The 14,538-nt window shown below is 45.8% G+C and carries 13 protein-coding genes; 6 read left to right on the top strand and 7 right to left on the bottom strand.

The features are described 5' to 3' along the window. Nucleotides 1-223: 223 nt before the first annotated feature. Together B5G11_RS03885 and B5G11_RS03890 are read right to left on the bottom strand one after the other, a co-directional pair. Entirely contained in the window at nt 224-637 is a 414-nt protein-coding gene (locus B5G11_RS03885; protein WP_087166800.1) for an ureidoglycolate lyase, read from the bottom strand. Nucleotides 638-650: 13 nt separating this feature from the next. Further along, entirely contained in the window at nt 651-3,935 is a 3,285-nt protein-coding gene (locus B5G11_RS03890) for a DUF5107 domain-containing protein (protein ID WP_087252236.1), read from the bottom strand. Nucleotides 3,936-4,098: 163 nt separating this feature from the next. Here B5G11_RS03890 and B5G11_RS03895 point away from each other — a divergent pair, with 163 nt between their 5' ends. Then, a complete protein-coding gene (locus B5G11_RS03895) occupies nt 4,099-4,962 on the top strand; it encodes an AraC family transcriptional regulator (protein ID WP_087252237.1) in 864 nt (287 codons plus the stop codon). Between the two features lie 59 nt (nt 4,963-5,021). Here the strand turns inward: B5G11_RS03895 and B5G11_RS03900 are convergent, their stop codons facing one another. Genes B5G11_RS03900 through B5G11_RS03915 form a run of 4 tightly spaced genes read right to left on the bottom strand, consistent with a single transcriptional unit; the run spans nt 5,022 to nt 9,624 of the window. Further along, complete coding sequence (locus B5G11_RS03900; protein ID WP_087252238.1) at nt 5,022-5,981, bottom strand: DMT family transporter; 960 nt, start codon at nt 5,979-5,981, stop codon at nt 5,022-5,024. A gap of 18 nt (nt 5,982-5,999) precedes the next feature. After that, on the bottom strand, nt 6,000-6,941 hold the full coding sequence (locus tag B5G11_RS03905) for a putative ABC transporter permease (protein WP_242958911.1): 942 nt from the start codon (nt 6,939-6,941) through the stop codon (nt 6,000-6,002). Nucleotides 6,942-6,958: 17 nt separating this feature from the next. Then, nucleotides 6,959-7,600 (bottom strand): endonuclease III, encoded by a 642-nt coding sequence (nth, locus tag B5G11_RS03910; RefSeq protein WP_087252240.1) that lies wholly within the window; start codon nt 7,598-7,600, stop codon nt 6,959-6,961. Nucleotides 7,601-7,614: 14 nt separating this feature from the next. Beyond that, nucleotides 7,615-9,624 (bottom strand): TIM-barrel domain-containing protein, encoded by a 2,010-nt coding sequence (locus B5G11_RS03915; protein WP_087252241.1) that lies wholly within the window; start codon nt 9,622-9,624, stop codon nt 7,615-7,617. Between the two features lie 180 nt (nt 9,625-9,804). Here B5G11_RS03915 and B5G11_RS03920 point away from each other — a divergent pair, with 180 nt between their 5' ends. The 5 genes from B5G11_RS03920 (at nt 9,805) to B5G11_RS03940 (ending at nt 13,342) form a co-directional block, all read left to right on the top strand. Beyond that, on the top strand, nt 9,805-10,656 hold the full coding sequence (locus B5G11_RS03920) for an ABC transporter ATP-binding protein (RefSeq protein ID WP_087252242.1): 852 nt from the start codon (nt 9,805-9,807) through the stop codon (nt 10,654-10,656). Next, nucleotides 10,653-11,384 carry an ABC transporter permease gene (locus B5G11_RS03925; RefSeq protein WP_242958913.1) on the top strand — a complete coding sequence of 244 codons (732 nt, stop codon included), beginning with the start codon at nt 10,653-10,655 and terminating at the stop codon, nt 11,382-11,384. Before B5G11_RS03920 ends, B5G11_RS03925 begins: the two co-directional genes overlap by 4 nt. Before the next feature lie 71 nt (nt 11,385-11,455). Continuing rightward, nucleotides 11,456-11,830, top strand: coding sequence for a GntR family transcriptional regulator (locus B5G11_RS03930; RefSeq protein WP_087166930.1), 375 nt, complete (start codon nt 11,456-11,458; stop codon nt 11,828-11,830). Between the two features lie 4 nt (nt 11,831-11,834). After that, nucleotides 11,835-12,698, top strand: coding sequence for an ABC transporter ATP-binding protein (locus B5G11_RS03935; protein WP_087252243.1), 864 nt, complete (start codon nt 11,835-11,837; stop codon nt 12,696-12,698). After that, on the top strand, nt 12,695-13,342 hold the full coding sequence (locus B5G11_RS03940) for an ABC-2 transporter permease (protein ID WP_087252244.1): 648 nt from the start codon (nt 12,695-12,697) through the stop codon (nt 13,340-13,342). The genes B5G11_RS03935 and B5G11_RS03940 overlap by 4 nt, the downstream gene beginning before the upstream one ends. Nucleotides 13,343-13,415: 73 nt before the next feature. Here B5G11_RS03940 and B5G11_RS03945 read toward each other — a convergent pair whose 3' ends face one another. Continuing rightward, nucleotides 13,416-14,501 (bottom strand): Xaa-Pro peptidase family protein, encoded by a 1,086-nt coding sequence (locus B5G11_RS03945; protein WP_087166789.1) that lies wholly within the window; start codon nt 14,499-14,501, stop codon nt 13,416-13,418. Nucleotides 14,502-14,538: the final 37 nt, after the last annotated feature.

Genomic DNA, 14,538 nt, shown 5'->3' on the forward strand with positions numbered 1-14,538 from the left:
TCTAACTGTTATCAAGTTTACTACCACTAACTTCCTTTGTCAAGCATGTGTTTATACTTTTTTAATAATTTAAGAATTTTATGTTTCCTGTTCAATCGGTCATGAATCCGCTTTCTCTTCGGGGCTGTCAAATACATGGTATTTATCAAAAAGACGCTGTAATTACAGACTCCTGTCCATGATTACAACGCCTTTTCCACTGTGTCTGTTTTCTTTGCGGTATCTATCCTACCAAAACGTGGATCGCTTTTTCCAGATCATAAAATTCGGACTGTACTTCCAGATTCTCCACAATCTTAACCTGTGCTTCCTCTGTCAGTGCCAGCACCTGATGCCAGATCCCTTTCTTCAGGCATACCGGCTTGTCCAGTATAAATGCTTCGTATTCTTCCGGATTTTCATGCGTTGCTACCACAAGAACTGTCAGCCCATGCAGCGGTTCAAAACTTTCCCGGGATGTCGGGTGACACTCCATCCGTTGGATTTCTTTGTTTGTATACCGGAACACGGCAAGCCGCCATGGTTCCTTCTCTTCTGTAGTAATAATACAGAATGTTTCTTCTATGCCGGCCGGAAATTCCAGGACCTCTCCATATGGTAAAAATGTTTCTCTTTGAACATACTGTAATGTTTTCATTCTTCTCCTCCTTCTATTTCAAGGTCATTTTCCGGTACATCCGTGCATTTTGATGATTGGCATCGTATGACAGCGCCTTGTCAAAAAATCCTTCTGCCTTTTGAAGTTCGCCCAGTCCCAGAGAAGAAAGCCCCATTAAATACCAGCAGTGAGCCTTGTTTTTCCTGTTCAGGTCATCTTCAAAAATCAGAAAATCCGGAAGGGAAACCGCAAAATACTCAATCCGCATTTCATCATTCAGATGTTGTTCCCCGTAATCAAGCAGCTTAAAGAACCGTGATCTGGCTTCCTTTTCCTTACCCAGCTCCCGTTTTGCCAGTCCTTGATACAAAATCATATCCGCCGGCTGATCATAGTAATACATTACTCCGGCAGGTTCGATGTCTCCTAGAGAAGCCCGTTCAAAGTATCCGTGCGCCTCCTGCTCTTTTCCAAGCGCCTTATTGCAAATTCCCAGATAATAGTAAATATGATTATCTTTCGTTCCCTCCAGACGTCCTTCTCCAAGATTTTCAGGATACCTGAGCGCCTTCTCAAGATAGTCCTTTGCCTGTCCGTATTCTTTTACATCAATACATTCTTTTGCCATCTCAAGAAGTGCAATCTTATACTGAGTCGTAATTTTTCCTTCTGCTCCTTCCCATGGACGAAATGTGTGGGACATAATTGATTCATATGCTTTCTTGTAGTTTCCGAGCAGATTTTGTAATGTAATATATTCAATCCGTACGTCATCTCTTTCTTCTATGACTTCCGGATGCTTTTCATAATTCTGGATCCGCTGTTCAAACGGGACTTCCAGCTTTTTATATAACTGATCCAGTTCCAGGAACACCCGTGCATCTGTCTCGTCCAGTTCATATGCCCGCTCCAGCTCTTCCTGTGCTCTCGCCGGATCCTTTTTCTTATTATAATAAGCAATCGCCAGATTTCTATGAACCGTCGGGAAACTGTCATCCCGCTTTTCTGATTCCTCCCATAAAGCAACAGCCCGATCAAACTGCAGCTTGTCATAATAAAGATTTCCCAGATAATAGTATGCTTTTGCTCCATCACTGCAGGCTGCGATCGCATCCTTCAATACTGCAATATCTTCCAGCTTGTTCGGGAAACAGTAAAGCGGACTGCACGTTTCAGCTGTTTCATAAACCGCTTTCGCTTCCGTGGTACTGCCCATGCAGTGCAGATAATACCCTTTGTAATAGTAAAGCATCGGCTTTTCTTCCGTACATTGTGCCAGAATCGCAACCGCTTCCTCATAATTTCCGGATTCTGCATAGTCTCTGGCTGCCTGCAAATAGGATTCCCCAAAGTTTCTCATCCGCTTATTCATCTCAGCGAGTGCATCCGGACTGTCCTTTTCCAATAAAGCATTCTCAAACATAGACACAAAGTCGAACGGATCCACCTTCAGATTTTCTTCGATCTGCCGCTTTGCTTCTTCCTGTTTCCCAAGCTTTCGCAATATCACTGCTTTCAGACCTCTTGCTTTGATATTATGCACATTTTTCACCAGCCCCTTGTTGACGAACTCCAACGCAGCCTCATAATGCCCTCTTCCCGACTCAATCGCCGCCAGATAATAAAAGGACATTTCCTGCTGTTCATTTGACCAGGTTGCCTTATAAAATGCGTCAAAAGCTTTTTCCATTTTCCCCTGATAAAACAATGCCAGTCCCAGATTATAGTACGGCTCACTGTCATATGGATTCGGATTTTTCCAGGTCAACCTCTGCAACGCCTTCCGGAAACAGGATTCAGCCTCCTCAAAACATCCTCTTCGCATCAGCAGAAGTCCATATGCGTTATTGATTCGTATATCACCCGGATCCCTTTTTAATCCTTCCAGATAGTATGGATCCGGCAGATACGTCGCATGCCGGTACTGCTCAATGTGCTGTCCGGTGAGGAACAGTTCCTCATTTGTCATAATCTCTTCCGGATCTTTTGCCGCCTCCGCCGGCTTTGCAAGCTCCGGAATTCCAGCATCTTCCGGCCGGTACTCAACAAGCAGCTCTTCTCCTGAAAATACCTGTACTTTGAGATCTGATTCTTTTTCCACCGTAATGTCCAGCACCTTCTCATAAATATCTACCGGCGAGATCATACAACGTTCCGAATAGATTCTTTCTCCTTGTTTTGTCACCACAATTTCCGCGTCATCATATGGCTGTGTACCATATACGCAGACATACAGGCCCTCTTTTCGTACTTCCATATTTAAAGCTGCATGAATCGACGCATTTTTTACCGGTCCGACCTTCTTGTACGGCATGAAATACTGGCAGAATGTCTTCTCTTCAAACGGCTTTAACCATGTAAAATCCGGCTGATTGTCCGTATATACTCCCGTCATCAGTTCAATATACGGTCCATCCTCGTCCGTCAGATTCCGGTCCCATGCTTTTCCGAATTCCCCGCATCCCCAGGTCCACTGCTTCTTGCCCGGCGAAATGTGGTGGTCTGCCACATGCAGAATTCCAGCCTCTTTCTGATAATCATAGCCTCCCACGAAATCATAGTCAGACTTTTCTGCCATATAAGAAGTTGGCACAGGAATATTTTTATATCGTGAAATGTCAACTCCCTCACTGTAATCGTGTTTATAATACACCCCGTTGGCAATCGGGAAACGGGAAACATCTCTTTTTCCATGATCCATTACCGAATGTACATCCGGCGGAAAGATTGACTGCGTGTAGTCGTTAACCGCAACGGCCGGATTTGCCCACCACAGAAAGGTCTGCGGCAGCGCGGTCCGATTGTAAAGCTGTCCTCTGATTTCAATGTACGCCTTATCCGGATACAGCGTAAATCCTGCAATTCCTTTTGTCCCATACATCTGATCCACATCATTGACAAGAAGCGTCTTACTTCCATCTTCATGTTCCTGAATCAGATAATCTACCGGCATGAATGTCGTCGGCCGGTGATGCTGCGGCCAGTTGAATTCAATTCCTCCGGATATCCATGGTCCCAGAAGTCCGACTAGCGCCGGCTTAATGACACGGTTATAATATACAAAATCATATTCGTTCGTCTTATCATAGGCCCTCTGGATCCGTCCGCCAAGTTCCGGAAGAATCATCACTTTAATATACTGATTCTCAAGAAATACTGCCTTGTAAACTTTATCTGTCTTTTCCTGACTGATCTTTTCTATCGTCGGATAAGGATACACCTTTCCACTGCTGCCCTGATAGACTCTCTTTTCCAGAAACATCGGGTTTTTATCCGGTTCCCCAATCTCGTAGGTAGGAATGACTACCTCTTCTTCCCAGATCTTTACTTCCTCCATATTGATACTCCTCGTCTGCATTTATTATTTTAAGCATATTGTAATATGCATTTTCCGCGAAATCATTATTGTTTCTTGTTCATCTATTTAAAAAAATTGCTGTTTCTTTTGCGTTTTACAGATAATTGCTTTACAATAGCATTAAAAGAAATGGAGGTATCATATGCGTTCTACCGAATTCAAAGTTTCACCTCAGTCAGACTACTATGTCTACACCCCAAGCGCCCTTGCCCGAAAGCTCTACCTCTATCCGCTCCTGACCGGATATTTTATCTATGAGCCGGGTTATTTCATAGAAAGAAATCATTTTGACAATTTTCTGATCATGTATATTTCAAAAGGAACCTGCACTGTTTCGGCTGGCTCACAATCCTATACCGCCTCAGCCGGACAGTTTGTTCTGCTGGACTGCTACCACCCTCACAGCTATGGCAGTGAGGATTCCTGGGAGGCTGTCTGGCTGCATTTTGACGGTCCTCTCGCCCGCGCTTACCATGATGAAATTCTGTCTGAATGCGGTCCTGTTATTGCCCCTGCGCATCCGGAAGTTCCAGGCGGCCTGCTCTCCCGGATTTATGAAATATTCTGCACTTCTTCTCCGCTGGAAGAACATGCTCTCTCCGATTATATTACCCGTATTTTAAACAGTCTTCTCTTTTCCGGGCAGAGCAAAAAGAGAAGCGCCCTTCGCACTTCCTCTATTACGGATACCATCACCTATATAAATGAACACTTTCATGAATCCCTCACGCTGACTACACTTGCAAAACAGGCGAATGTCAGTCCATACCATTTCACAAGGATCTTCGCAAAAGAAACCGGGATGACACCCCACCATTATCTGATCGCCACCCGGATTTCCGCAGCAAAATTTCTTTTAAAATCTTCCGGCACTTCCATAAAAGAAATTGCGTTTCGTACAGGATTTCAGAGCGAAACCAGTTTTTGTAATACCTTCAAAAAATGGGAAGGATGCACTCCAAGCCAGTATCGCTCAAGCGGCACCCTCTCCCCTTCCGCCTTCTGAACATAAAAATCGGGAATGATTCCAATAAACCATTCCCGATTTAATAAAGTTTCTTTATTTTATTCTGCCTGAGGCACCTTTTGTTCCCCTGCTTTCTTTTTCCACAGGTTCACGACAATAATTCCCGTACATACCAGCAACAGTGCCAGCAGATTTTTTGCGGAAAATGCCTGGCCACCTTCTCCAAGAAGCAACGCTGATAAGAGTACCCCGATTACCGGATTGGTGAAGCCGTAAATCGCTACGCGGGACACCGGATTGTATTTCAGAAGAATACCCCAGAGTGCGTAAGCCATGGCGGATAAAAATCCGAGATACAAAAGCAGAAGGGATGACTGCAAGGTAAATCCTGACAGACGTCCGCCTGTTGCAAATCCAAGCACGGAAAGGATCAGTCCTCCCACAAGGAACTGATAGCCGCTTAACATGACCGGATCATCCTGCTGCGAATATTTCTTCAGATAGATAGATGAGATCGCATAAAATAATGCCGCAATAAAGACAAATCCCTCTCCATTAAGGTGCATCTGTGTTCCGATGGAACCCCCTCCAAGATTTGCTACAACGACACCGGCAAGACCGACCACACACCCAATCATGGTCGGAAGCGTCATTTTTTCCTGGCGGAAGATGAAGCAGGCAATCAGAATCGTCAGAAGACTGTTTGTTCCCGTGATGATCGATCCGGTCACCCCGCTTGAGTGTGCCAGTCCAACATAGAAGAAGAGGTACTGGATGACCGTCTGCATCATACACAGCTTCAGAATATTTCCAATGGAACTTTTTTTCGGAAGCAGTACTCTTCTTTCTATGATGCTTTCAAATACAATGCTCAGCACGCCGGCAAGTGTAAATCTCACCCCCGCAAATAAAATCTGTGTGCTGACATCATCCGCGGCGATATTCAACAGCTTATATCCGATTTTAATGCACGGAAAAGCACTTCCCCACAACGCACAGCTGATGATGGCCCCGATGGCCACCACCCATCCGTTGGTCAAAAGCTTTTCTTTTTTCATGTTGTTTTTTCCTCATTCCTATTTCTTTTTCTTCAGCATTTCCTGTACCTGCTTTAACGCTTCGGCATATCTCTTCGATACCGTATTCGGATTTCGGTGCAGCAGTCTTGCGGAACGTCTTGCCGCCCGGTTCGTCAGCGATCCGATGTTCTTAAATTCCTGCTCGATCTGTGTTTTAATTTTCTGAAGCTCTTCCCGCTTCTCCAGACCGGCATCTATGGACTCGTTGACTCTGTCAATAAGCTCCACAAGCATCATACGACGGTTTTCTCTCTGCCGTTCGATCATTCCTTCCAGGAATTCTTTCCGGGACATCTTTCGTTCTTCCCGTTTCATCTGATACTGCATCAGTCCATCCTCCGCAAATGCGGAAACAACTTCGAGACGCTTCTGCAGTCTTTGGATCTTTTCGTTGCTGTCGCTTAACCGGATCAGCATATCCCGCAGGTCCATTGCCTCGCTGAAGGACAGAGTAAAGTCCACAGCAAACGCGGAGGAACAGACAACAGATACTACTTCTGCAATCCGTTCCGGAATCTGGAGAACCAGATTTTCAATCGGTACATGGATCACCCGCACAAGAAGCACAGAAAACACACCCCAGCCAAGCGAAACCGGGAGACAGATATAGCCCTTCAGATTCAGCGGCATATGGTTGTAGTCCCAGTACCGTACCCGGAAAAGCCGCTCCATGCAGGCCCCTGTCACGTATTCCAGAATGGTTGCCCCTGTCATTCCGAAAATAAATATCAGAATCACCTGATCTCTCACTCCAATTGTACATAAAAGCACGATAATCGCACCGCTTCCATAAATGGGCAGCATCGGTCCGTGCAGGAATCCTCTGTTAATCCATTCCCTCTTCTTTATGGAAACATAGCAGCTCTCCCATACCCATCCGAGAAAACAGTAAATGAAGAAAAACAGCAGCCACTGAATAAAGGTATATTGATAGGTCAATCGCATTTTCCTCCTTATTAATTGTCAACCCCGTTTTTTCCGCACAGATCACTTAAACAGCATTTGTCACAGTACGGCTTTGTTCTTGCTGTACAGACATCCCGCCCATGGTAAACAAGACGGTGGCAGAAACTGCTCCCCTCTTCCGGCGGCACCAGTTTCCAGAGCTCCATCTCTACTTTTTTCGGCTCCTTGATGCCATCCACAATACCGATTCTGTTTACCAGACGAATACAATGCGTGTCGGTCACAATGGCAGGTTTTCCGAAGACGTCTCCCATAATCAGGTTTGCACTTTTTCTGCCGACACCCGGGAGTTTCAACAGGGCGTCAAAATCGTCCGGAACCTGTCCGCCGTACTCGTCTCTCAGGATCTTCATACAGGCGCTGATATCTCTTGCCTTACTCTTTCCTAATCCACACGGACACACAATTTCTTCAATCTTTTCCACAGGTGCATCCGCCACTGCGTTGATATCCGGATATTGGGCATACAGATCCTGCACCACCACATTGACTCTCGCATCGGTGCACTGTGCCGCCAGCCGGACACTGATCAGAAGCTTCCACGCCTCATTGTAATCCAGCGTGCAGTCCGCGTCCGGATATTCTTTTCTCAATCTTTCAATTACTTCTAATGTCAGCTCTTTTTTGGTCATTTTTTCACTCCATTTTATTCTTCTGTCGTTGAAAAAAGAAGAGAGAGATGTTCCGGATTTTCATAATCCTTGCTGTATCCGTCATCATGATAATATTCATAAGATGCCATCTCATTTTGCACAAATTTCAAAAGCTCCAGATGCTCAAAATCAATGTCCTGCGTACACTGTGCCGGTTTTGCCAGCGGAATCAGCGTATCCGGACGCATGAAAAATACAACATCTGTCAGTTCCACATCGATGTACTGATGTCCTGCCGGACGGATCTCTGTCTCCATCGTTCCGTCCTCCTTAAAGCGTACCATCTTCATCGTCTCAGGCAGGTAAACATAACGCCCTCTCGCGTTCTGCTCATAGACCGGGGCAAGCATCAGCTCATTGCCAAGAAGCAGCTGATCCTCCACCTGAGCGGCATACTTATCGTCCGGATAATCAAAGGCCAGCGGGCGGAACATCATTTCGCCGCGGAGCGCCGCTTTCATATATTCACTGTAAAGATACGGGATAAGCCGGTATCTCAGTCCGATCACATGCTGGAATCCTGCTGTATTTCCAAACCGGTAGACTTCCTGCTCCCTTGTTCCCGCGGCGGAATGGTTCCGCATGAGCGGCGTGAAAATGCCGAACTCCAGCCAGCGCATCAGAAGTTCCTCTGTCGTATCTGCGCCGAATCCGCCCAGATCCGCTCCTGTATAGAGGAAACCGCACATATTCAAAGACGGCATCATCTTGATATTTAAAAGCAGGTGGGACCACCAGGACTTGTTGTCACCCTGCCAGATTCCGCCATACCGGTGCATACCGATATAGGAAGAACGAGAAAACATGAGAATTCTCTTGTCCGGTTCCAGACGTTCAAACGCTTCTCCTGCCGCCTTTGTCATATTGTATCCAAACAGGTTGTGCACCCGGTCATGGCGCACCCGGACACCGTCCATATCATGGTAAAATGCTTTATAGTCTTCCGGATTGTTGGAAAGGCCTCCCACAAGCCCCTGGAATTCAGAGAAACTGTCCAGATCCAGATTTTTTCCTTTATAGGTATCGATTTTTTCCATGACCGCCTTCAGGCTGTCCTCCGTATAAAAGATGGACGGCTCATTCATGTCGTTCCAGAAGCCCTCGATCCCCTGATCCAGAAGAAAACGGTATTGATCTCCAAACCAGTTACGCGCCTCGGTATTGAGCATATCCGGGAATAAGGCTCTGCCCGGCCAGACTGCTGCCACAAACGGAGTCCCGTCTTCTTTTTTGCAGAAGTATCCCTTCTCGATTCCCTCTTCATATACCGGATATCCCTTTTCTTCCTTCACGCCGGCATCGATAATCGGTACCAGGTGAATGTTTTCCTTCTTCATTTCTTCTACAAAGTCCGGAAAATCCGGAAATGTTTCCTGATTGAGGGTAAAATCCTTATACCGCTCCATATAATCGATATCCAGATATACGCTGTCCAACGGAATCTGAAGATCCCGGTACGCTTTCACCACTTCCCGGACATCATCCTCACTCCGGTATCCCCAGCGGCTCTGTCCATATCCAAATGCCCACAGCGGCGGAATGTAACTGCGTCCGATCATTTTCCGGAACTGCTTTACAATATCTTTCACATCCATGCCTGTAATCACGTAAACATCCAGATTCCAGTCCGATGCCTGAATTTTCAGTTCCTCCATCTTCGTATATCCAATATCAAAACTTACAATTCCCGGATAGTCCACGAAAACGCCAAACGTCTCCGAACCGTCCACTACAAAAAAGTTATGGGCAGCATAAAGAGAACGCTTTTCTTCCATATGATTCGGGTCATCCGTACATTTGCTTTCATAGATCCATCCACGCTTGTTGATTCCGCGCAGATTTTCCCCCAGTCCGTATACCCGGTCGTGTTCCGCCATCCGGTATGTCAAAGTCATCTGTTCTTCATCTACCACAAAAAAAGGAAGCGCTCCCGCCTCGATCTCTGGCTTTTCCGGCACCGCACCGGTTTCAATGCAACTTCCATATGTATATCTGCTGATCATACTCTTTCTTCCTTTCTTCTCATAATTGCATACTCCTATCTAATCACTGTTTTTTCCTGTTGTCAAACGAAACCTGAAAAAAAATTCAAGCTGTATATATCTAATATTGACAGTAGTGTCAGTTCGTGCTAAACTGTACTTATCAAACAAGTACAGTATTAACAAAAAAGGAGTAAGCTTATGAACAACGAATATATTTCCTTTCGCCATCTATCCAAAAAGTTTCAGAATGACCTCGTTCTGAAAGATATCAGCGCCGTCCTTCACCGAGGCGAAATTCTCGGTTTTCTTGGCCCTAGCGGTGCTGGGAAGACCACAACCATCAAAATCCTGACCGGACAGCTTCTCCCTACTTCCGGGGAAGCCAAAGTGCTTGGAAAACGTTGTCAGGACATTGATGAGTCCATCTATGAACAGATCGGAATTGTTACGGATCAAAGCGGAATCTATGAGCGGCTGTCCGTCTATGACAATCTGAAATATTTTGCAAGGCTTCTGAATGTACCGCTCAAGGATATTGACCCTCTTCTGAGGCGGATCGGGCTGTATGATCACCGGAAGAAACCTGCCGGCAGGCTTTCCAAAGGCCAGACACAGCGCCTCATCCTTGCACGGGCCATCCTTCACCGCCCCAAAGTACTCTTTCTGGATGAGCCGACCAGCGGACTGGACCCGACGACCGCTCTGGAAATCCACCGGATGCTTCTTGAGTTGAAAGAATCCGGTATGGCCATTTTCCTGACCACTCACAATATGGAAGAGGCCTCCAAACTCTGCGACCACGTTGCCCTGCTAAACGAAGGCACCATCGTAGAGTACGGCACACCGGAATCCATCTGCCTGAAATATAATACCCTCAAGAGGTACCGGGTCCGTTTACAGGACGGAAGCCGGCATGAGCTGGAACAAAGTGAAGAAACCAGCCGGAAACTCGCCGGCTGGATTTCGCAGAACGTGATTGAGACGATTCACTCCTGCGAACCGACACTGGAAACTGTATTTTTAACTGTGACAGGGAGGACATTATCATGAAAACCATTCATCTTAGAAAACTGACCGCAATTATGGAAGTAAAAGGCCGCACACTTTTCAGCAAAAACCTGATTATCATGCCGGCATTTTCTCTGGCCTTTACCTATCTGATCAAAATGATATACGGAAATATGGACATCGGCGTTGACACAAGCGGCTATGCACTGTCCATGGGTGTACTGATGAATATCTGTATGACCGGCATCTACTGCGTTGCCGCTCTGCTTGCCGAAGAGAAAGAAAAACATACACTCCGCACCCTGATGACCTCCTCCGTAAACGGACTGGAATTTTCCATCGGAAGTCTTCTACCGTCACTGGCTCTGCTTATCATCGTCAATGTGCTTTGTGTCTTCCTTTCCGGAATGACCTTTGACGCTTCCGAATGGATGGCTTTCCTGGCTGTTTCGACAGCTGCTTCTATGATCAGCTGTATCATCGGCATGATTTTCGGAATCTTTGCACCAAACCAGATGACCGCCGGCACCATCACCACTCCGGTTCTGATTGTACTGATGCTCATCCCGATGCTCTCCGGTCTGAACGAAACGATCGAACGGATTTCCGGCTTTCTGTTTACCGGAACGCTTAACACGGCCATCACCAATCTGGATCTCGGAGCGTCTGTGATCGATACGAAAGGAATTCTGGTACTTGTCCTGGAGGCCCTGCTTTCCATCCTGCTGTTTCTCATCCTTTACCGGAAAAACGGCTTTGAGTCAAATTGATTTTGACTCCTGCCTTTTTATCAGGTAAACTGTACAAAGACAGTGAAACAGATGGAAAGAAAGGTGATTATGTGGAGATCATACTGAGCAGCTCCAGCGACAAACCAATATATGAACAGATTACATCTCAGATCAAGGAGATGATTATGAAAGGCGAGCTGAAACCCGGCGAGGCTATGCCCTCCATGCGCAAGCTCGCCAAAAGCCTGCACGTCAGCGTCATCACGACGCAGCGTGCCTACGACGATCTGCAAAGAGACGGATTTATCATCACAGTTCCTGCAAAGGGGACTTTTGTATCAACCCAGAATCAGGATTTCATCCGTGAAGAAAATCTGCGCAGAATCGAAGAGCTCCTGACGGACGCCGCCACCCTCGGAAGAGAGAACGGACTTTCCCTCGAGGAGCTTCAGACTACACTTGAACTTGTTTACAAGGAGGACTAATTCCATGCAGCAGGCACTGGTAATTGAAAATCTGACAAAACGCTATAAAGACTTTACCTTGGACCATATCTCCTTTTCTCTTCCTCAGGGTACGATTCTCGGTATCATCGGTGAAAATGGTTCCGGAAAATCAACTCTGATCAATGCACTCCTCGGCCTCATCCCAGCTGATTACAGCCGGCTGGAGCTGCTGGGAAAAAACATCGCCGCACATCCGAATCTGATCAAGCAGGATCTGGCCGTCATTTTTGATGATGCAGGGTATGATGAAAACTTTACCCCTCTTCAGATCGGGAAGTTTCTTTCTCATGTATACAAAAACTGGGATGCGGACAGTTACCGTTCCTATCTGAAACGCTTCGATCTTCCCGCAAAGAAACGCCTGAAAACATTTTCCAGGGGAATGAAAACCAAGCTGGAGTTTGCCATCGCGTTCAGTCATTCTCCCAAATTTCTGATCATGGATGAAGCGACCAACGGCCTGGATCCAGTATTCCGGGATGAAATCCTCGACCTTCTCCGGGAATTCAGCGAGGAAGAAAATCATACGGTCCTGATCGCCTCCCATATTACAAGCGACCTGGATAAAATCGCCGACTATGTTGCCTATATTCATCATGGCAGGCTGCTCTTTTTCCAGTCCTATGATGAGCTTCAGAATGAGTACGGCATTATCAACTGCAAAAAATCCTTTCTCGATAACCTGAATCCGGAAGACGTTGTCTATTACCGGAAAGAGGACTACAGTTACCGTGTCCTTGTCAAAAACAGATACAGTCTCAAACAGATTTTCCAGGATGTGGAAATCCATTCTGCCGATCTGGAGGAAATCATGCTATTTTACGCAAAGGGGGAGAAACTGGAATGAAAGGAATTATATTAAAAGATTTTTATGAGAGCATTATCATACGTAAGAACCTGCTGAACTGGATTTTTGCCACGGTCATGATCGTGGCACTGACCCTCGTATTCCAGACCAGATATGTATTTGTTCTTTTCTGCGGCGTGGCGATTCCGATTCTTGGCACTTCCATGCTTCAGTTTTCCATGGAGCAGGATGAGATCGCACACTTTTATAAATTACAGCGTACATTTCCGCTGACTGTGAGGCAGATTGTTCTTGCCAAATATATCCTGGCACTGCTCTGTACAGGATTTTTCCTGCTGGTCTCCCTTGGATTTTCACTGATTTATATTTCTGTCTACAAGGTGGCCTCTTTTACAGAAGGGATGCAGATCTGTGCCATGGGAATCCCGCTTTCCCTCACCTTTATGGCAGTTACCTACTTTGGTTATTTTCTCTTTGGCGCCAAGCTCGGAACAATCCTGTATGTCATTGCCACCTGTATTACCGCAATGACATATGCCGTGTCGGCATTAAATTTCAACATTCTGGACCTGTTATTCCTCAACAGAACCCTGTTGTTTGTGATCGGGCTTCTGATTTCCATTGTTCTTCTGGTCATCAGCTTCTTCTTATCCGTCCATTTCTATGAAAGAAAACTGAAATAAGACACTATTGCAAGAGGCACAGGATCTGACATCCTGTGCCTCAATTTGTCTTTTCAGAATCTTAATGAAAATCTTATTCTTCCGGAACTACGATCAGATCTTTTGTGAAGTGGTTCAGTACTTCGCATCCGTCCTCTGTTACGATAACAAGGTCTTCGATACGAACACCGATTCCTTCGTCCATCAGGTAGATACCCGGTTCGATGGAGAATACCTGTCCAACCTGGATGATGTCTTCGTTTACAGAAGAAACATCGCCGTATTCATGGTCTTCCATACCGATGGAATGTCCTGTTCTGTGTGTGAAGTATTCGCCATATCCTTTTTCTGTGATGTAGTTACGGCAGGCAAGGTCAACGTCACACATTCTTGCGCCCGGTTTTACAGCATCGATACCTCTCTGCTGAGCTTCTTTTACGATCTCGTATACTTCTCTTGCTTTGTCAGATACTTCTCCGATGAAGACTGTTCTTGTCATATCTGAGCAGTAATCATTTAAGATACCGCCGATATCAAGTACAACGCTGTCTCCACGTTTTCCTTTTGTATCATCTGTTACATGATGCGGATCTGCACCGGATTTTCCGTATGCTGTGATCGGGTCAAAGGAAACTCCTGAATGACCTGTAGCCGCATACATTTCGCGAACTTTTGCGTTCAGTTCGTTTTCTGTGTATCCTTTTACTACAAGCGGAATCAGCTCTTCCATAATCTTGTCGTTTGCAAGGGAAGCTTCTCTCATCAGCTGCTGCTCATGCTCGTCTTTTACCATTCTCACATAGTCAACGATCATAGAACCGTTAAGGAATTTGCTTCCTGCGCCTAATTCCTGAAGTCTGAGAAGGAATCTTGCCGGCCATACTTTATCAATTCCGATCGGTTTGTCTTTTTCAACAAACTGGCTTAAGATTTCAACTGCATCCTCTACATCATCATACCAAACAAGCTCAACACCAAGATCTTTTTCCTGTGGGAATAACTTATTAATTACAAGTTTGTGGTTTCCGTTTACATTCAGGTAAAGAGCTAACATTCTTTCGCCCGGATGAATCCACTTACCTGTTAAGTAATAAATTGTCGGAGGATCGGAAATGATCATCTGCGGCATTCCCTGCTCTTCCATCTTTGTTAAGATTCTTCCTAATTTTGCTTGATCCATTGCTAATACCCCACTTTCAATATGTTTTTATCTAGCT

The organism is Drancourtella sp. An57 (assembly GCF_002161525.1).
GTDB classification, from domain to species: Bacteria; Bacillota; Clostridia; order Lachnospirales; family Lachnospiraceae; genus Sellimonas; species Sellimonas catena.